At 63.9% G+C, this 18424-nt stretch carries 16 protein-coding genes and 1 tRNA gene; 15 read left to right on the top strand and 2 right to left on the bottom strand.

Features of this window, described 5'->3' with window-relative positions; all coding sequences use genetic code 11:
- Positions 1-88: 88 nt before the first annotated feature.
- From ACEUEL_RS17505 to ACEUEL_RS17465, 9 genes are all read left to right on the top strand, one after another.
- Positions 89-163: transfer RNA gene (locus ACEUEL_RS17505), tRNA-Gln, on the top strand.
- Positions 164-423: 260 nt separating this feature from the next.
- A complete protein-coding gene (locus tag ACEUEL_RS17500) occupies positions 424-1704 on the top strand; it encodes a hypothetical protein (RefSeq protein ID WP_405707913.1) in 1281 nt (426 codons plus the stop codon).
- Entirely contained in the window at positions 1704-2858 is a 1155-nt protein-coding gene (locus ACEUEL_RS17495; RefSeq protein WP_405707911.1) for a hypothetical protein, read from the top strand. The genes ACEUEL_RS17500 and ACEUEL_RS17495 overlap by 1 nt, the downstream gene beginning before the upstream one ends.
- A complete protein-coding gene (locus ACEUEL_RS17490; protein WP_405707910.1) occupies positions 2806-3279 on the top strand; it encodes a BRO-N domain-containing protein in 474 nt (157 codons plus the stop codon). Before ACEUEL_RS17495 ends, ACEUEL_RS17490 begins: the two co-directional genes overlap by 53 nt.
- Positions 3276-3635 carry a hypothetical protein gene (locus tag ACEUEL_RS17485; protein ID WP_405707909.1) on the top strand — a complete coding sequence of 120 codons (360 nt, stop codon included), beginning with the start codon at positions 3276-3278 and terminating at the stop codon, positions 3633-3635. The genes ACEUEL_RS17490 and ACEUEL_RS17485 overlap by 4 nt, the downstream gene beginning before the upstream one ends.
- Positions 3636-4474: 839 nt before the next feature.
- Positions 4475-4768, top strand: a complete 294-nt coding sequence (locus tag ACEUEL_RS17480; RefSeq protein WP_405707907.1) for a hypothetical protein — start codon at positions 4475-4477, stop codon at positions 4766-4768.
- Positions 4769-4933: 165 nt separating this feature from the next.
- Positions 4934-8614, top strand: a complete 3681-nt coding sequence (locus tag ACEUEL_RS17475; protein WP_405707906.1) for a hypothetical protein — start codon at positions 4934-4936, stop codon at positions 8612-8614.
- A 271-nt stretch (positions 8615-8885) separates the two neighbouring features.
- Entirely contained in the window at positions 8886-10877 is a 1992-nt protein-coding gene (locus ACEUEL_RS17470) for a hypothetical protein (protein WP_405707905.1), read from the top strand.
- Between the two features lie 392 nt (positions 10878-11269).
- Complete coding sequence (locus ACEUEL_RS17465) at positions 11270-11905, top strand: DUF2293 domain-containing protein (protein WP_405707904.1); 636 nt, start codon at positions 11270-11272, stop codon at positions 11903-11905.
- A 66-nt stretch (positions 11906-11971) separates the two neighbouring features.
- Here the strand turns inward: ACEUEL_RS17465 and ACEUEL_RS17460 are convergent, their stop codons facing one another.
- Positions 11972-12610 (bottom strand): recombinase family protein, encoded by a 639-nt coding sequence (locus ACEUEL_RS17460; protein WP_405707903.1) that lies wholly within the window; start codon positions 12608-12610, stop codon positions 11972-11974.
- 231 nt (positions 12611-12841) lie between these two features.
- Between ACEUEL_RS17460 and ACEUEL_RS17455 the strand changes: the two genes are divergently transcribed.
- The 6 genes from ACEUEL_RS17455 (at position 12842) to ACEUEL_RS17430 (ending at position 17073) form a co-directional block, all read left to right on the top strand.
- Complete coding sequence (locus ACEUEL_RS17455; RefSeq protein WP_405707901.1) at positions 12842-13537, top strand: hypothetical protein; 696 nt, start codon at positions 12842-12844, stop codon at positions 13535-13537.
- Between the two features lie 142 nt (positions 13538-13679).
- Entirely contained in the window at positions 13680-14117 is a 438-nt protein-coding gene (locus tag ACEUEL_RS17450; RefSeq protein WP_405707899.1) for a hypothetical protein, read from the top strand.
- A 338-nt stretch (positions 14118-14455) separates the two neighbouring features.
- A complete protein-coding gene (locus tag ACEUEL_RS17445; protein WP_405707898.1) occupies positions 14456-15034 on the top strand; it encodes a hypothetical protein in 579 nt (192 codons plus the stop codon).
- Between the two features lie 126 nt (positions 15035-15160).
- Positions 15161-16042 carry an abortive infection family protein gene (locus ACEUEL_RS17440; protein WP_405707896.1) on the top strand — a complete coding sequence of 294 codons (882 nt, stop codon included), beginning with the start codon at positions 15161-15163 and terminating at the stop codon, positions 16040-16042.
- 48 nt (positions 16043-16090) lie between these two features.
- Positions 16091-16777 carry an SOS response-associated peptidase gene (locus ACEUEL_RS17435; RefSeq protein WP_405707894.1) on the top strand — a complete coding sequence of 229 codons (687 nt, stop codon included), beginning with the start codon at positions 16091-16093 and terminating at the stop codon, positions 16775-16777.
- A 56-nt stretch (positions 16778-16833) separates the two neighbouring features.
- Complete coding sequence (locus tag ACEUEL_RS17430) at positions 16834-17073, top strand: CUE domain-containing protein (RefSeq protein WP_405707892.1); 240 nt, start codon at positions 16834-16836, stop codon at positions 17071-17073.
- A 12-nt stretch (positions 17074-17085) separates the two neighbouring features.
- On the opposite strand, the gene ACEUEL_RS17425 is transcribed toward ACEUEL_RS17430, so the two are convergent.
- Positions 17086-18411 carry a DUF6538 domain-containing protein gene (locus ACEUEL_RS17425; RefSeq protein ID WP_405707891.1) on the bottom strand — a complete coding sequence of 442 codons (1326 nt, stop codon included), beginning with the start codon at positions 18409-18411 and terminating at the stop codon, positions 17086-17088.
- Positions 18412-18424 lie beyond the last annotated feature (13 nt).

Genomic DNA, 18424 nt, shown 5'->3' with positions numbered 1-18424 from the left:
CTCCGGCCGCTCCCGCGCACCCCCGAGGCGGGTTGAAGCGGGACGCGGCTATGGCTATGGTCCGCGCCCGCGCCGGTCTCGCGGCCATTGGGGCGTCGCCAAGCGGTAAGGCAGGGGATTTTGATTCCCCCATGCGGAGGTTCGAATCCTCCCGCCCCAGCCATGCGCGGTATCTTGTTGAAATCAATGAGATAATTTTGATGCTACACCCACCAAATACACCCATAAATACACCCATCACCCTCTAACCTATCCCCATTGTCCACAGCGCCCCTGCACTCTTGACCGGTCGAAGACTCCTTGAAAGCTACGTGGCAAAAATACTCGCGGCTGATATGGGGGGTGGAGGTATTTTCGGATTGACATTGGCTGCGTGCATAGCCTTGCGTAACTCAAGATTGCGCTCACACAGGGTTATGTCCGATGCCCGTGGATTACACCTCAATCGGCCAACGCACTAAGGGTGCGTGGGTCGTCCATCACGGTCAGAAGACGGCTTCGGTCACGAATGCTTCGGCCGAGTTTCCTGCTCTGGATACCGCAGCAAAGGCGGCATCTTTGCTATCACATCTGGCTGCAAGCGACGAGGCGACCCTTGAGAAAGCCAAAGTAGAGGCGCTCGGTAAGGCGGCCGGTCTGAACCCTAAGCTCGAACTACCTGGCTTGCTGAAGATATTGGCCGATCGGAGAGTTATTGACACATCCACGAGCGGCGACGTCGCGGTTCTCGGCCTGACGAGTGCAGTTACGGCGCAGCACGCAGCCGATGTCTTTGACGATCAGGAGCCTACCAAGGAAGAGAAGGCTTCGATAGCGCTAGCAGAATTAACGTCTACCGCACCCGCCACTTACTCCCGAGCGAAGGAGTTCGTATCGGATAGCTTCAAAATATCTTCGTCGAATGCGGATGATCTTCTGCTGAAGTCCGAGCGCATCGGGTTTGTCGACGCCGAGGGGCGTGGCGCTGACCGTGTATTGTTCAACGGCAATCTTTTTCGCCGGGACTCTCTCGTCAAAACACAAAAGGTGCTTAGTTCGCTCTCAGTGTCCGATACCAGCAAGATTGTGGAGCTAGATGGTACGCTGGACCGCGATGCCTGCATCAGCGTTGCCCAAGTTGAACGCATTCTCGGAAAAGAGTTGTTCGACAAGCTGCGTGCTGCAGGCATGTATGACGTCAACGAGGTTGCAAACCCCTTGGGCGAGCACGCCTTCGTTACCCGTCCGTCGGCCTTTCACAAGTTCAATGACCCATTTGTTGACGACTCCTTCGACCTTGCAAAGGCTCTGGTCGCCGCCCTCACGTACGGTATGACACAAAGTAGCGTGGGGCGAGGCAAAATAGGCATGATCAAGGCGTTGCTCAACAAGCTCATCAGAGGCGTCTCGGTTGGTCCCGCAACCGCCATCGGCGAGGACTACCGTGTGCTTGAGATGAAGGGCGTTATTCGGGTGACGCCGGCCCGGCCTTACGGGTACACGATGGTCTTACTCAAGCGCGACATCGGGACGATGGCTCTAAACGTCCTCAGCACGGGGGAGACGTCGTCGTCTAACGCAGTAGACCGGTGCCTCCCCGGCAGCATGACGGGCTTCTCCGGCCCCGAGGCGACTAGATCAAAGTTTCGCGCAAAGCAGGCCGAAGCGAGTAGAAAGCTCACGCAGGATGTTCTTAGCGTTCTGCGTACGACGGGAGACTTCTGATGGCCGCGAGCAAGCCGGGAGCCAAAGGGCTTGATCTGGAGGAGGCACTTCGCGCCTATTTTTGGAATGCGGGGTATTTCGTAGCTCGGGGGGTGCCATATCGGCTCGACGACGAGGATGTTACTGACGTTGACCTGTGGATGTATGAGCGGCCGGCCGCGACATCGAGGCGGCGCCTGATACTCGATGCGAAGAACAAGAGAACGCCCAAGGCCGCGGAGCGGATTATCTGGGCCAAAGGGCTGCAAAGTGCGCTTGGGGTGGATGGCTGCATTGTCGCCACGACGGACAAGCGCCCCGGAGCGAAGCGGTTGGCCAAGGCACTCGGTGTCATACTCCTTGACGGTGAAGCGGTAGCTAAGATTGCGTCGTACGAGAAACGCACCGAAGCACGACGTATGCGGCTTGAGGATAAGGATACCGCTGTCAGAGCTGTCGATACAACGCGGCGAACCAACGAATGGCGCGCAACGCTTGTACGAGCGAGAGGGGCGTTGATATCTGGCTTCGGCTTCCAAAGTGCTAACCACAATCTATCAGCTGCCTCGTTCTTCGCCGTCCAAGCGGCGCAAGCCCAACCCGCTTCAGTGCCGGCCCAGGTTGCGATACGTGCGCTGTATGAGACGTCGGCCTTTGCTGCCGTTAGCCTCGATTATGTCCTCGCTGATCAGGCATTCCGTTCTGCAGACGAGCGCCGTAGGGCAATCACTGATGGCGTTCGCTTCGGCCAGGCAGAAGCCGGTGTTGCGCTATCAACCGTACGTGCGGCGATTGGGCTTGCGCGACAATTCGCTGATAATGGCCCTGCCGTCGCACGGCAGATTGAGCACGGCTTTACCGAGGCCGCTGAGCGCATTCCTGCAGAAGTCATTGGCGATTACGTAGCGCGCTTCGCTGGGACTGATGGTCTTTTCAGCGCTGCGCGCGAGCTAGAAATGGCGTCTGCCTCAGCAGAGCTTCCTTCATTTGACGCACTCGGAACTCAAGCGAAGTCAATCTTGGGCGTATTCTTAGATTTCAATGGCGTATCCCGAGAGCGAATTGCGAAGGCGTGGCCGGGTGGCGGAAACTCTTCAGCCGCACCCGTTCCGAACCCTGATCTTGGCACCGAAGACCTTTTTCAGCCGCCGGCTGATAAGCCAATCGGCCGGTAACGGGGACGCCACGACCACCTACCGCATCCGCGTGGTGCCCCTTGAGGGGAACCCGTGGTTCGTCGCGGCAGACTGCCGCCGCGTCCTCAACATCAAGCAGGCGGGCTCGAACCTCGCTTACCTCGCAGAAGACGAGAAGCGCGTCATTCGTGAGAGTGGTTCGACCTCTTTCAAGGGGCACGGCCTCGCGGTCATCTCCGAGAGCGGCCTCTACAAGCTCATCATGCGGAGCGACAAGCCGCAGGCGCGCGTGTTTCAAGACTGGGTGACCAAGGAAGTCCTGCCGACCATCAGGAAGACCGGCGGCTATGTCCTTCAGGGCGCCGACTGGGCGACCGTGGGGGAGGGCACGGTGTCCCCGGTTGACGCCGACTCCCGGAGGAATCACCCTAACCACGTAGGGGAGGGCCGCCCGGCATGACGAAGATTGCCACCGATGACTTGTTTCGGTCGCTCATCGAAATCCGTGACGCCTTCGAGGAAATGCCCCTGCCCATGGCCATCATGCTCCTCGCCGTGGAGCGCTGGCCCGGTAGCTCCTCATCCGAGCTAGGGCGCCTCGTGAACGCGCCCAAGCGACACTATTTCCGCCAACTCCAGCGCCTCGGAAAGGGCGACCACACCGGGCCGGGGCTGAACCTCGTGGCCGCCATCGTCCACCCGGACGGTCGTGCAAATGCCATCTATCTGACGCGGGCGGGGGAGAAGGTTCTCGCGCGTCTGAGGGCGGCTGGCCGATGCCGGTCGGAAGACACCGACGGGGACGGTACGAACTGAAGAGGCGTGGCAGACTGTCGCAGTGAAGGCGGCCCCTGAATAAAAATCCCGCAAAAAATCCCGCCCCAAGCGAGTCGTTCCAGTCCTTCGCGAGCAGCTTGTGCCCGGCTTGTGCCCTGACCCCCGAAATCGGGATATACTTCATTTAAGTCAAAGGGTTGCGCGAGGTCGAGGAAGCACCCTAAGCCTGTCTCGCGGCCATTAGAGCGGCCGCCATAGAGCTTCGAGGTACTCATGTCGTCATCGCTGCCCCAGCCCTCGCTCACCCATGACGTGCGCCGTCATCCCCTCGATGGAGTCTCGGCAAGTCTGCCCCTTATCGGTCGGGCAGTCCTTGAGCGCCGCGATTGGAAGCCTTGGACCTCTTGGCGGGACTTCTGCCTTGCCGAGTGGACTGCTACCGGCACATTCAGTCTGTGGGTAGGCCGCTACAATCTGCTCGCTGACATGTCGGTTCTGCAACTGCCTCGTCGCAAGCGCGCGCCCCCCATGGTTTTCGCGCTGTGGTGTCTTTTGGGGCTCCCGCTACTGGCTCTGGCCATGGCTGTTCGTTGCGGTTTTCGGAGCTTGTCCGCCTCGTTCCGCCGCCGGCCCGCTGTCCACAGTCCGGGCGCCTAAGGCAAACCCCTCACTATCGCTATTCCACACGCTCGCCACGCCCGCCGTGAATCTATTTCCTCGAGCGGACCCGCTCCTGCGCAGCGACGCGCGTGCGATCTTTGATTGCATTTGTCGTGAATGCACTAAACATGAAAATTTCCCGCATTCTCAATAGGGTAGCAAACCCCCCACTTTCGTTATTATCGACATCGCGCTTCGCGCCTCTAAGGACGATCCTCATGCACCTCTTGTCCATCATCACGACCGAAATCGACACACTTGTTGCGGAGTTGACCTCCCTTCGTGAGCGCGTCGAGTCCCTTCGCGGGCGAGTGCTTCGTTGCTCTGAGGCCGACGCGCTCTCCACATTCTGGGACGGCGTGCGCGAGCGCGGCAACTACACCATTCACACCATGCTGGGCGATGACGTTACCGAGACAGAATACGTCAAGGCACGTTTCGCTGAGCCGCTCGACCACATGCTTCATGCTCTATGTGAGCACCCCGATTTGGTTTCGGATCAGACCTTCTGAAGTAGGCAGTCGGATGCTCCCGTAGAAGCCTCCTAAGCCAGCAGAACTTCGAATCTATCCGCACTGTTCGCGCCCCCGTTCTTGGCCCCCTCCGGCCCTCTGGACGGGGGCTTTTCTATGCCCTGCGGCCTGCCTCAGCGCGGCCCTACCGGAACCGTCACACCCATGAGCAATGAACTCGCCCACGCCATCCGCGCGTCTTCCGAGCGCCTTGGCATCGACCCCAAGCACCTCGCCACGGCCATCTCCTACGAGACCGCAGGCACCTTCGACCCGTGGAAGAAAGGCCCGACCACGCAGTGGGGCGAGCATCGCGGTCTCATCCAGTGGGGCGAGCCGCAGCGCCAGAAGTACGGCGTCACCGAGGGGATGTCCGTCACGGACCAGCTTGGGGCCGTCGAGCGCTACCTGAAGGACGCTGGCGTCCAGCCGGGCATGGGCCTCCTCGACGTGTACTCGGCCATCAATGCCGGCCGCGTGGGCCGCTACACCGCCTCGGATGCGCAGAACGGCGGCGCTCCGGGGACCGTGCGGGACAAGGTGGAGCAGCAGATGGGGCCGCATGCCGAGAAGGCGGTGGCTCTCCTCGGCGGCACCCTGACCCCTGCCGAGCACATCGCGTCCAGCGACCGCGCCCCCACACGGCCCGTCACGGTCCCCGAGCAGCAAGTTGCGGACACCGCAGCGGCCAACTCGGATGGCCCAGGTATTGGCTCGGTCATCGGCGCTGCCGCCCGCGAGCACTCCTTCACCGGGTGGCTGGTCGGGCAGGACTGGCTCCTCCCGGATGACCCGGACTACCGGCTGGACCAAGAGCGCCTCAAGGCCCTCACCAAGGGCATTCCGCAGGACCGTTGGGCCGCCTTCGAGGAGGTCCGTTCCGAGGCTCAGGCGAACGCCCTGCGGCGCCAGCTTCTCGACCAGATGGACCGCCAGCGGACCCTCGCCGAGGCCGGCATCACGGGCACCCTCGCGTCCCTCGCGGCGAGCGTAGGGGACCCGATCGGCCTCGGTGTCGGGCTGGCCTCCGGTGGCGTCGGCAACGCCGTGATGTGGGGCACCAAGCTCGGGAAGCTCTCCCGCGTGGCGCTCTCTGCCGCCGCTGGCGCGGGCATCAATGCCGGCCTTGCGGCCGGCGAGGAGGCGCTGAAGCCGAACCCGGAGTGGGATGCCGTGCTGTATGCGGGGGCCGGTGGAGCGTTCTTAGGGGGCGCGTTCGGGGCGCTGTCGAAGATGCCTCACATGGCCCCGGAGACGCAGCGCCTGCGGACTCTCGCCGCGAAGGAGGTGGAGGACATCGAGCTTGCCTATGGCGACCCGGTGGCCGTGCGGAAGGCGAACCGCTCGGCAGGCGCCGCTCAGGGCATCGAGCACCAGTCCATCCGTCTCGATGCGGACGATTATGTGCGCCTTGCAGACGATGAGAACTCCCCTACCGCCGCGCTCGGGAGAGCCCGGTTCGATGCCACCGGGGCAACCAAGAAGTCCGACAACCCGCTCACCCGCATGACCGGCAACGCTCTCGGCGAGGACGCGGTGGGCAGCGTCGACCGCAGCAAGGCCACCGTCTATTCCGCCATGGAGGAACAGGCGGATATCGCGCGGCGGATGGATGCCCGGCTATCGGCGACCCATGAGGCGGCCCTGAAGGCATGGGCGAAGGAACGCGGGCTCGGTGTCTTCGAGCGCGAGCGGGCACGCGGGGAGTTCAATGAACTGGTCTCCCGAGCGGCCTCCACGGTGGACCCGTTGGACAGCTTCGATGCCCACGTGATGAAGGCCGCCGCTGCCACGCGGACCTTCTTCGACGACTTTCACGCCATGCTCAGCGACCCCGGCGCGGCTATCGGCCTGTCCGGTCAGCTTCGCCCGGTGGCGGGGTTCGGTCCCGGCGCGCCGCCCGCCAAGAGCTACCTTCCGCGCATCTTCTCCTATGACAAGGTGACGGAAGCCTACGCCAAGCATGGCCCCGCCGCCTTGGGCGAGGCAGTCGCCGCAGCGATGCGCCGGCTGAACCCGGACCTTGAGCCGGCCTATGCCACGAAGATTGGCCGGGGCTATGTGAAGAAGCTCCGGGAACTCGCCTACGGGGCCAATATCCGCACGCAAGGGGCGATGTTCGGGGATGACCTTGAGGGCCTTCGCGGTCTCCTCAGCGACCTTCCCGGCGTCGACCCGGAGGAGGTGGAGAACGTCATGGCACGCCTCACCCGGCCGAACGACACGGCGTCCGTCTCCCGCGCGAAGCACCGCGTCCTCTTGGACGAGAACCTTCGCCTTGAGATGCCGGACGGCACGGTGACCACCTTCGCGGACCTGTTCCTTGAGCGGGACGTGCAGAAGCTCACTGCGGCGTATGGGCGGCAGATGTCCGGGCGGGTGGCGATGGCCCGCATGCGCGTGGGCAAGGAGGTGGACGGGGAACGTCATCTCCTGATCGACGGAATCACCCATGACGGGGAATGGGACACCCATCTCCAGAAGGTCCGGGCCGTCGCGGCGGAAGTCGGGCAGGACCGGGCGGCTCTGGAGGGCGACATTCGTGTGCTCGACTATCTCTACAAGAGCACGGTGGGCACCCCTCTCCACGACCCGAACACGAACCTTGCGACCGCCGGCAGGCTCGCCCGCGACTATGGCTTCGTCCGCGTCATGGGTCAGGCGGGGTTCGCTCAGGTGGCGGAAATCGGCAACATCTTCGCCTCCTCGGGGATGAAGGCGGCGCTTACCGCCATGCCCTCGCTCCGGGTCCTCGCCCGCGATGCCCGCACCGGCACGCTCTCCCACGACCTCCTCGCCGAGATGGAAGCGGTATGGGGCTTCGGCGCCGAGCGGCTCCGGCAGGCGGGCAACTGGCGCCTGACCGGCGAGGACGAATGGGGCATGCAGGCGGCCACCAAACCCTGGCTGATGAACGCCGAGCGGGGCCTGAGGCTCGCCAAGCAGGTGACGCTTGAGGTCTCCGGTCTCCACGCGGTCAACACGGCGCTGCACCGCTGGTCCACCACGGCCATCCTGCACTGGTTCTCCCGCGCCGCCTCGGGGGAGATGAAGCTGTCCGTGGAACGGCTCCGTTCGCTCGGCCTCACCGACGAGATGGCAGAGCGGGTGTTCGGGCAGATGCGCCAGCACCGAAGCTTGGCGGACGGCTCCTCCTTCAAGCTGGAGCGGCTGAACCTCGACAAGTGGGAGGACCTTCAGGCCCTCGCTCACTTCGAGCAGGCGGTGTCACGCCGGGCGCGCCGGCTGGTTCAGGAGAATTCCCCCGGCCTGTTCGCACCGTGGATGTCGCACCCGGTGGCGCAGATCATCCTCCAGTTCCGCACCTTCTCGCTCGGGGCGCACTCGAAGCAGCTTCTCCACAACACCCATATGTGGGACCGGGAGAGCCTCTCGGTGTTCCTCGCGACGCTGGTGACGGGCGCGCTCAGCCATGTGGCGCAGACCGGGGCGAACATCCCGAACCTGACCGAGAAGCAGGTGGAGGACCGCCTGTCCTTCGCCGGCATCGCCAAGGGCGCGTTCCAGCGCACCGGCATGTCGGCATTGACCCCCATGCTGGTCGACACCGCCGCGCGGATGACGGGTCAGGACCCGGTCTTCACCAGCCGGTCCACCGGGCAGTCGGCGAGCATCTTCGGGAACCCCACCACGGGCCTCGTGGATGACTTGCCGAATGCCGTCAACGCCATCGTGGCGCCGTTCCGCTACGGCCGGAGCCTGAGCAAGCAGGAGGTGAAGGCCATCCTCCGGCCGCTCATCTGGCAGAACACGCTGCCCGTCACGACCCTGTTCGGGGCCATGGCGCGGGACCTGCCGGACTACGCGCCCAAACCTGCCCGCTGATCACCACCCGCGACGGCTTGCGAGCCGCCTCGGTCCCTTCTCATCCGACCCTCACGCCCTCGTTCGGCTGCCGCCGGGCGGGGGCTTTCCTTTTCCATGTCCGCGTCCCGAGGGGCGCCAGAAGAAAGCTCATCCCATGGCACAGAAACTCCCCGGCCTCGCGCCGATCACCGAGGACCGCCTCACCAGCCCCTCAGTCCGCTCTCGGGCTCCCCGCCGGGTGGCTTCTGAAATCCCCGAGGCTCGCTCCCTCGCCCCTCAGGCGGCTCCGGTGAACACCTACGTCCGGCCGCAGGAGGACCCTTACGCCGGAGCCGACCTCCTCGACCTCGCGTCCGCTCTCCGCGACTTCTCCCCGGTCCTGTCTCAGGCGTTCCAGAACGTCGAGAGGAAGCAGCAGGAGAGCGCTCAGGCGGCGGTCGCTCAGTCCACCGAGGAGGAGCTTCAGGCCCATGTTCGGGCCGGCACGGCGCCCCCCACGGTCACGGGGGCGGGGCAGAAGGCTTACTCGAAGCTGGCCGCTCAGCAACTCGCCATCGGCCGCCTCGGGAAACTTCAGGCGGCGTGGGATAGCGGCGAGTTCGACCGCGACAATGGGGACTTCGGCGCGTTCATCGCGAACGCCGCCAAGGAAGACCTCGCCAACATCCAAGACCCCGACGCCAAGAACGCCTACGGGGCCTTCATCAACAAGTTCAGCGGCAAGCTCAAGGCCGATGCGACCTCCTACAAGGTCCAGCAGGTCAAGGGCAACGCCCTGAACATGGTGGGGGATACGTGGTTCGCGGCACTGACCGCCGGCATCTCCGAGGGGAAGTCCCCGCAGGAGCTTCAGGCCGCCATCCGGGGGCAGTATGCGGGCTTCAAGTCCACCCTGAACCTGTCCCCTCAGGAACTCGATACGGCCCTTCTCGGGGTCACCCGGAGGCTGGCCGAGACGCCCGGCTCCGAGGCGTACATTGAGCACTTCCTGAACGACACGCGGGGCGGTGTCGGCTCCATCGCGGCCAAGGCGGACAGCGTCACGTCCTCTCAGACCATCATCAACCGCGCTCAGGCGGTGACGCGCCAGCACCAGACAGAGCAGCTTCGGCTCCAGAACAAGGCCAATGCCGACCGCGATCAAGCGATGGTGGATGGCCGGGTGGAGATGGCCGCCGAGAACGGGACGCTCGCCTTTATGACCCCCGTCGAGGTCCGCACGGAGAGCGGCGGGGCGAAGATGGTGAGCGCCGACGAGCAGCAGAAGGCGGGCGTTGAGGCCATCCGCAAGAAGGCCGAGGCGATGGCCGAGCAGGGCAACCCCGGCGCTGCCATGGACTACCGCATCGGTGCCCTGAACAAGAACGGACTGGTGGACCCTCAGTGGACCTCGGTGCTCAAGGCGGGGCCTTCAGCGGCCACCCACGAGGCGCTCGAGAAAGGTCAGGTCCCTCCGGCGCTGAAGTCCGGCATCGCCCTCTACGAGACACTCTACGCCCGCAACCCGCGCCTTCTCGCGAAGCACGTCGGGGAGAGCGAGCAGTTCTTCTATGAGGCGTATCGGGTGGCCCGGCAGGACATGGGCTACGACGAAGCCGGGTCCCTCGCGGCGGCGGTGCGGTTCACCGACACGGCGAACCCGCAGGAGATACCGCAAAGCCTTCGGCAGGACTTTCTGAAGCTGCGTGAGGGGCTCGCCAAGCTGCGGGCGGGGACGTGGGAGTGGATGTCGCCGTCCTCATGGTGGCTTCCCGGTGTCTCCGGTAACGGCATCGGGGCCGTGACGGTCACCGACGACGTGGCGCGGAAGATGGAACGGTGGGGCGAGTTCTATGTGCGCCTCGGTAAACCGCCTGAGGAGGCACTGGAGATGGCCGTGAGCCGTGTCCGGGATGTTCACACCGTGATCAACGGCACCCCGGTTCCGACCAATGACCGGACCACGCCGCCGAACTTCAAGGACATGGCGACGTGGAAGCTGAAGCAGTGGGCGCGCACCTACGGGGCGACCTATGGCCTCGACGCCAAGGACCTCACCGTGCGTGCCTCGGGGGACGGGCAGCAGGGGGCTTGGTCTATCTGGCGGAAGGATGGCTCGCCGGTCATGGTCATGGAGGAGGACGCCCGCAACGCCCTGTCGTTCTCCCTCAGGGGCGCGCGGGAGGAGTTCGAGGCGGCCGAGCGGGACCGCATCATCCGCGAGCAGAGCCCCGAGGTTAAGGCCGAACGGCTGAAGAAGTCGCAGGACGACCTCTGGAGCCGGGGCGGAAGCCGACGCTGAGCGGTAGAAGGCTGATGAAAGAGACCCGAAGGCGGTGTGAAAGCGCTGCCTTGGGGACGAACCCGGATGATTTTTCCCGAAAATCTGTCCGCCCATCTGAAATAGAGAGAAACGCGCGGACCCCCCCCATGGCCGCCCACGGAATGGCTCGGGCGGGTGACGCGCGGCTTTCCTCAGACGGGCGCGCGGCTAGGGAAGTCGCGGGCGTCTTCGGAAGGAGCGCGGGGACACGGCAGAGCATCCTCACACTGCCCTCAGGGAGCCGAGAGACGGGCGCTCACTGCCGCCGCTACATTCCTGCCTGCCCACCACTATCGGCCACCCATGAGTCACTCTGACTCGCCCTGAGACCCTTCCTCCGTGCCTGTTCCTGGCCCTATCGTGCGGGCGACATGGCATCGCCCCAAGACACCGAGAGCGACCCGCTCACCAACCCCGAACCGGAGCCCTCCGCTCCCTCCCCGGTGCCCGCCAAGCGCCGCACGTCGCAATGGTTCTTCCGCATCGAGCCGACGCCGGAGGAGCGCGAGCGCTTCCTTCGGCAACTCAGCGTCTACATCGCCGCCATGTATCCCGGTTGCCCGCACCGATGGCGCAGGCGGCTCGTGCGGCGGGCTCGGGAGCGAGGCCATTATGGGCGGCTCGGGGAGATTGCCGGGGTGCTGGTCACGAGTTCCATCCGCCACGAGGCAACGGACTATGACCGCCTGTTGCGCATCAATGGTCCCGGCGATGGCCTCACCCGCGAGGAGGCGAGGCTGGTGGTGGAGGCCGAAGTAGCTGACACCGTGGCTGACTGGCGGCGCCGTTCAGCCGAGCACGATGGCGGCTATATCGCCGTGCGTCGCCAGTTCCGCAGGGCGTGGAGGAAGGGCAGGAAGAAGCCCCGGCCGGGCCTCACGGCAGTGGAGAACGCGGCCCTCGCGGAGTATCTCGCGGAATGGCTGAAACGACCGCCCGAAGGACCGCCCGCGCCGGAGCACATGACGTTCGGCGGTGAGGCGTGGCGGGTGCTGCGGGACCCGTGAAGCGCCCTCGGCTTATGCCTCTTATAGGTGGACCAAGGTCCATATAGAGAGAGGGCAAGGGAGCGCTCAGGCTCCCCACGCCTCCAGCGCCTTCGCCTGCCCGGCCGGATCATCCTTGATCCGATAGACCGTCTGCCGGGTGAGGCCGGTGAGCTTGGAGACCTCGCTGACGCCAGTCCCCTGACCTAGCATCTGCCGCACCGTGGCGAACTGGTCCCGCGTGAAGGTCGGCTTCCGGCCTCGGTACTTCGAGGCCCCCTCGGTCTCCCTCGCGTGCGCAATGCCCGCCTTCTGCGCCTCCTTGGTCGCCTCTGCCTGCGCTTGGGCCGTGGCCGCCATGAAGCCTATCAGCGCGTCCCTCACGGCCATCTGCACGGGGTCCTTGGTGGCCCCGTCGAAGGTCATGGCGTTGATGATGGTCCGCACCACCACGCCCCGGCGCATGAACTCCCGGATGGTCTCGGTCACATCGGCGTAGTTCCGCCCGAGCCGGTCCACCCAGCGTACCACCAGCGTGTCCCCGGAGCGGAGCACATCGAACAGACGGCGGCCCTCGGGGCGCTCCCCGAGGGGCACGGAGACGCCCGACACGCCGTCATCTGCAATCACCATGTCGAAGGTGTAGCCGGCCGCTTCCGCCTGCGTTCGCTGGTGGGCAAGCGTCTGGTCGGCGGTGGAGACGCGAGCATAGAGGACGGTGGACATCGACCACTCCGGGTGTCGGTTAGGATGATGTCCGCAGATAATATGTACGCTGATACGATGTCAACCCTTGCGGACGTTCCTTCCAGTGCTCTCAGAGATGACCGCTAGGGCATACCTCAGGGGACGCGGGCGCCGAACTAGCAAGGTTGGTGGCTAAGTTGCCGTCAGCAATTAGGTGTGTCCAACTACCTTCCTCGTCCACACCGCCCAACGCAACCGGAGATGTTGATCATGGCCACGCCGGTAAGCGAGGGCTGGAGGGCACGCCTTTGGCACGGGATTGACGCAAGTGCGTGGATGGATGAATGGCTCTCGTTGCGGCTGCAATCCGAATGGAAGGCGCTTAATAATATCCGCGTTGAACATCCGTTGTTTGAGCGGGCAATTAGGCGCGAGAAGAGAAATCTTATTGATCGACTGATCCGTGGGCAGGGAGTTCTCCCTTGGTTTCAGAAGAGAAGCCCGCTCTTCAAAGAGCGTGGGTTGCTTCCGGGCACTCGACCGGCGCAATTGACGGCGTTCGATCACCTCATTCCCGTTCATCAACTCAAGTCGCTGGTGGAAATGGCAATTGACGGGGAGAACTGGGCGGCGCCGGTCGAGCGCTTGAAGTTCGCATGGCTGTGCCCCGCCGTCCTCATCACTCCTGAGACGCATCGAACGGTGAGCAAGGGAGAGAAGCGACGGTGCGGAGATTTCCGAATGCCGTTTTCTCGGTTTGCGCGGCTGGAGGGAGTAACGTTGGTCGACCACCGAGAGCGGGAGATTGACCCGGCTAAATTTACGCTGGCGGAGTTGGGGGACAGACTGAACGAGACCGGTATTGTTGGCGACGTCACCCGCTTCTTCGGCGACTTTACACTGCCGTCCGCCGAAGACGAAAAGGATTGGACGAGCAAGAACGTTCGATACCGCGAACCCGAGTAGTACCGCCAAACCTGCAACCGGTTTTTTTCTCACTTCAGCGCCGGCTGCGCAGGACATACTCATACACGTGAAGAGCGCCGCATAGCGTCGGCATAGGCATTCTTCGCTCTTCCCATCCAGCCCAACCCGGAGACCCTGCATCATGACCGATGCCACCCCTACGCGCGCCCTCACGTCCCCCGTTCTGTTCCGCCTCGACTTCTTCGGCACACCCATCCGAGGCACCCGGCATCCCGTCCACGGCCGCCTCCTGATGGCGCGGGATGTGGTGGAGGCCATCGGCTATCAGGTGAAGACCTACACCACCCACGTCCTCAATGGCCTCAAGGTGGCCCATGAGAACCGCATCCTCCTTCATCGCGAGGATTTCGACACCTCCGGGCGGAAGCTGGTGCCGACCTTCGACAAGGCCGCGTTCCTCACCCGCGCGGGGCTGGACCAGCTTGTGGCCGGTGCCGCTGCGAAGAAGGTGAAGAGCTTCAGCCCATGGATGGTGGATGTCATGGAGAACGGCGTCCGCCCGAAGACGGCGAAGGCGGTCCCCGAGGTGCCCCCGGAAGGGCTTCCTTGGAAGGAGTGACGACGGGAGGCGCTGGCGAGTCTTAGGGGCTCGCTGGCGCTCTCGCCGATGCGGGCTGCTATGCCCTCACTATAGAAAGCTCCGGCCGCTTCACGGCCATCGCAGACTCCGCAAACACCCCACTATAGGCCCCACGGTGCCGACCCCGAGGCGCTCCTGCCCGGCCATCGCGGCGAGCCCTCCGGGTTATTCGTGCGTGGACGTGCGAGGAGGCGTCTATCCCCTTTAGGTCCGCCGCAAGGGCCACCTAGGTCCGCTTCACCTTCCCCTTCCATCCATCGCCGTCACGGCTGAACCCGCCCGCCCATGTCGCGTGCGCGGGACTGGAGGCCCATGCCTTGCTCTACACTGAAGAAGTTCTCGACCGCCGCACCGGCGAACTCACGACCATCAGCCTCGGGGATTGGGTCACGGTGACCGAGTTCGGGGAGATGATGGGGGTCGGCCCCCGGCGTGTCCGCTCCATCCTCCGTCATCTCGACTTCGTCGGGGTCGAGGGTGGCGGTGCCCACCAGCGCCACTGTGCAAGCCGTTGGGCAGTACGCGAGGGGCTCGCCAAGCGTATCGACCCAATGAAGCGGGGGGTCCCACCCTTCGATGTCATCAGCCCGGCCGGGCAGGAATGGCTCCGGGCGAGATGGTCGGAAGCGGTCTCGCGTGTCGCTGACCGGGGCACTCGCTCCGGGGTGATGGAAGCAAAGACCGCCTTGGAGGATTTCCAGCGGTCCCGGTCACGGCACAACATGCCACCTCAGGAAGCCGTTTGCTGGCTCACCGACCATTTCCCGAGGCTCGCTCAGGAGGACATCGCGGCCATTCTCGACATTACCCAGCAACTTGCCAGCCGATATCAGAACGTCCAGTCGAAGCAGCGTCGGAAGGCGAGGGAAAGGGTAGAGAAGATGGGCCGGGAGTGAGGGCGTCCCCTCGCAGAGAAATCGGCGTGGTCTTCATTGGCGCGTGTTGTGGACCCTTGCGTTTGTCGAGGTACATTACCCGTGACTACAACACGCAGGAAAATGAAAAGGACTAAGCCGCCTTCCATGCATATCCAACTGGCACCTAGCACCCTCGAAGCTCTCGCGCAAATTATCTCCGGCGGATCGGGTAACGATAACGCGCCGCCTATCGGCGTTTATCGTTCTGGCCCAAAATTGGAGAGTTTCATGCGGGGCTGCAATGTCAGTATGTCAGTAGGAAATGGCTCGCGCCTCCCGGCACTAATCGCGGCACTTGAGCGCACCAATTCGCTCGGCGACCAAGACACACTGAAGATGATTATTGAGCGGGCCGCAGACCCGAGAGATTTTCTCGACCAGCCGGAAAAGTTATCCGCAGTCATCGACTATTTGAACGCTCGCCTAAGGTACGATGGTCTTGAGCTCCATCGGCGAGGTGGCCAAGTGCGCCTCGGTGTGGTGGGAAAATCGCCAAGTGTGATCGATGCTCTCTCTGCCACCATCACCCTGATCGATTTCGACACTGTCAGCCACGATCTTGAGCGCGCCCTAAGCAGCGCGGAGAGCGACCCCGAAGACGCCGTGACCTCCGCTTGCTCCGTACTCGAAAGCGTCTGTCGTTCGATACTCGTCGAACTCGAACTCCCGCTACCCGAGCAGAAGGATATCCAAGGTCTATACCGAGCCGTACGCGAGCCGCTGGGGCTGTCGCCCGGCAAGTCGGGGGTGCCCGACAATATCGCAAATGACGTACGGTCTATCCTTGGTGGTCTCAATTCGGTAATTCAAGGCATCGGGGCTCTGAGAACTCACGGGGGTGACGCTCACGGGAGAGAGAAAGGGCATAAACGAGTCATCGACTCGCGAATAGCGCGTCTCGCCATTCATTCCGCGAGCGCGGCGGCGCTTTTCCTCATCGAAACGTGGCAGCAGAAGTATCCAGCGGTGCGGCTCCGCGCGTATTGAGTGGCTCGCCAGATTCGGCGCTTTTGCAAGTCCCCTTCACGGTGCCCCATGTGCGGACGCATCATCCAACACCAAGGCCCGCTCACCTACGCCGAGCGCTTCGGGCTCGACACACGGGACACCCGCATCCCCAACTTGCCCCCTCGGTGCAACGGGGCGCCCTCTCAGGACATTCTCGTCATCCGCCGGAACCCCGAGACCGCCCGTGCGGAGCTTGGCGCCCTCCGCTGGGGTCTCGTGCCGGTGTGGTCGAGCGACCTCAAGATTGCGTGGAAGACCATCAACGCCCGTGCCGAGACGGTCGCCACCACGCCGGCCTTCCGGGGCGCATGGAAGGCCCGGCGACGATGCATCGTGCCGGTGGATGGGTTCTATGAATGGCGCCGCGAGGGGAAGCAGAAGCAGCCCTTCATGATCGCCCGGAAGGACGGAAAGCCGCTGGCTCTGGCTGGCCTTTGGGAAGGCTGGAGAGACCCCCAGAGCGGCGAATGGCTCCGCACCTTCACCATCCTCACATGCGACGCATCGCCGTTCATGGCGCCACTGCACGACCGGATGCCGGTCATTCTGGAGGAGGCAGACGTGGCGCGGTGGCTGGAGAGCGATGATGTGGCGAGCCTTTTGCGTCCCTACGGCCCCGATGACCTCGCCATGTGGCCAGTCTCCACGCGGGTGAACTCGCCGGCCAATGAGGGGCCGGACCTCGTGGAGCCGATCACGCTTCCCGCTGCCTAGTTGTTCTTATTTCGTTCTCATGGCATCACTCTCCAGCCTGACCGATGGAGGACGCCATGAACGCCGAGTCAGTACCTGTCCCGAACCCTGAAGCGACCCCCGAGGAGCCTCGTGCCAAGATAGGCGAGGACGATGTGGAAGCCGCCATTGCCGCCTGCGGGGGCGACCTGACGGCGACCATCCGCGCCCTTCTGGTAGCGCAAACGTTCCTTGAGGCGGCGCTTGAGGAGGCCCGGCAGGAGGCGTCTTGGGCGTACGTGAGGGGCAGGCCGTCGCGGCAGGCCAGCAAAGCATAGGGGAGCAGCCGTTCATGTGCCCGGACTGCCACCCTTCTTTTCTTTCTCCTTGGGAAGGGTGACCGCCTCCACGCAGGCGCGCAACTGTTCCACGCTCGGGCCGCCCGAATAGGTTCCGAGCGTCATTCCCTGTCGGGCATGGCCAACCACGCTGGAGATGATGTGCGGCGGTTGGCCTGCCATCTCAGCCTTGGTGACGAACCACCGACGAAAGGAATGGAAGTCGATATTGCTCTGGCGCGCGCCGGCAACCTTCTCGTCCACCTTGAGCTTCGTCCTCAGGCGCCCGAAGTGCTTCGTGATGGCCTGCCCCGGCTCAATGGCACTCCCCTCCTTGATCACCGGTAGCTCGCTGAAAAGCCGCTCCTCGGGCTCCTTGCCCGCTGTCCGGGTGGCCACGATGGATGTGAGCGCGGGATGCACTGGCACCACGCGGTTACCCGCCTTGGTCTTTGCGTCGAGCACGTGGAAGAGACCGTCCGCAGTGTCCTTCACCCGCAGTTTGGCAATCTCGGACACCCGCATGCCGGAAAGGGCCGCGATACGAACGGCGTCTCCCAGCATCGTGCCGGGCTCGCTACCGGCCACCAAGGTGAATACCTCGTCGTTCGTGAAGGGGCGCTTGGAGATGGTTGCGGCTTCTAGGTCGCGATCATTGACGCCTTGGCCTCGCCACGGGTTGTCGCCTTCCACATAACCGCGCCTTTCCAGCCACCGCCAGAACGAGGACAGACAGGACACATCCTTGTTGATCGTACGGGGGTGGATGCCCTTCTCTACGAAATGCTCCGCAACGTACTGCCCGACCTTGCGGCGGGTGGCCCCCTCTATCGTTGGGCAGTATGCGGCGAACTTGGTGATGGCGCGCCGGTAATCGTGCTTTTGCCGTGGCTTCATGCTGATGCGTTCGTCCAGCCACTTGTCCACCAACGGCAGGAAGGGCGTCGCGCTGCCAGTCGCCACCGCTCCGAACTCGGCGGCGGCGGCTTTCCCGTGCGTCTCCTCGATAAGCTCCGCACGGTCATAGATCAGTTCCCGCTTGAGGGCCTCCACCTCCTCCTCCGGTCCATCCCAAACGACTTCACTGGTTTTCCAGCGAATGGCCTCGTCCATAAGGGTGCCGCCAGACTTGGCCTTGCCCTTCCGCGTCTCCTCAAACGTCTGCCTGATGCGCGCGATAACCGCATGCTTCAAGCGGGCGGCCTCGGATAGGCTCTCCGTGCCCAGCGAGACGACCATATGCGGCTTGCCGATGGTCTCGCGGAGATCCTTGGGGACCGCAATGCGCACGCGCCACTGCCGCCGATGTTGCTCAAGGTGCATCTTGTCGTAGCGCATGCGCGGCTCCAGT

This window comes from Ancylobacter terrae, assembly GCF_045108345.1.
Classification (GTDB): domain Bacteria; phylum Pseudomonadota; class Alphaproteobacteria; order Rhizobiales; family Xanthobacteraceae; genus Ancylobacter.
Note: the sequence above shows the minus strand (reverse complement) of the source record. Positions and strands in the feature narration are given on the sequence as shown.

What these genes read in the sequence shown, in the direction of transcription:
- ACEUEL_RS17500 (WP_405707913.1), top strand. Translation starts at nt 424, where the DNA reads ATGCCCGTGGATTACACCTCAATCGGCCAACGCACTAAGGGTGCGTGG.
- ACEUEL_RS17495 (WP_405707911.1), top strand. Translation starts at nt 1,704, where the DNA reads ATGGCCGCGAGCAAGCCGGGAGCCAAAGGGCTTGATCTGGAGGAGGCA.
- ACEUEL_RS17485 (WP_405707909.1), top strand. Translation starts at nt 3,276, where the DNA reads ATGACGAAGATTGCCACCGATGACTTGTTTCGGTCGCTCATCGAAATC.
- ACEUEL_RS17480 (WP_405707907.1), top strand. Translation starts at nt 4,475, where the DNA reads ATGCACCTCTTGTCCATCATCACGACCGAAATCGACACACTTGTTGCG.
- ACEUEL_RS17475 (WP_405707906.1), top strand. Translation starts at nt 4,934, where the DNA reads ATGAGCAATGAACTCGCCCACGCCATCCGCGCGTCTTCCGAGCGCCTT.
- ACEUEL_RS17465 (WP_405707904.1), top strand. Translation starts at nt 11,270, where the DNA reads ATGGCATCGCCCCAAGACACCGAGAGCGACCCGCTCACCAACCCCGAA.
- ACEUEL_RS17460 (WP_405707903.1), bottom strand. Translation starts at nt 12,610, where the DNA reads ATGTCCACCGTCCTCTATGCTCGCGTCTCCACCGCCGACCAGACGCTT.
- ACEUEL_RS17455 (WP_405707901.1), top strand. Translation starts at nt 12,842, where the DNA reads ATGGCCACGCCGGTAAGCGAGGGCTGGAGGGCACGCCTTTGGCACGGG.
- ACEUEL_RS17450 (WP_405707899.1), top strand. Translation starts at nt 13,680, where the DNA reads ATGACCGATGCCACCCCTACGCGCGCCCTCACGTCCCCCGTTCTGTTC.
- ACEUEL_RS17440 (WP_405707896.1), top strand. Translation starts at nt 15,161, where the DNA reads ATGCATATCCAACTGGCACCTAGCACCCTCGAAGCTCTCGCGCAAATT.
- ACEUEL_RS17435 (WP_405707894.1), top strand. Translation starts at nt 16,091, where the DNA reads ATGTGCGGACGCATCATCCAACACCAAGGCCCGCTCACCTACGCCGAG.
- ACEUEL_RS17430 (WP_405707892.1), top strand. Translation starts at nt 16,834, where the DNA reads ATGAACGCCGAGTCAGTACCTGTCCCGAACCCTGAAGCGACCCCCGAG.
- ACEUEL_RS17425 (WP_405707891.1), bottom strand. Translation starts at nt 18,411, where the DNA reads ATGCGCTACGACAAGATGCACCTTGAGCAACATCGGCGGCAGTGGCGC.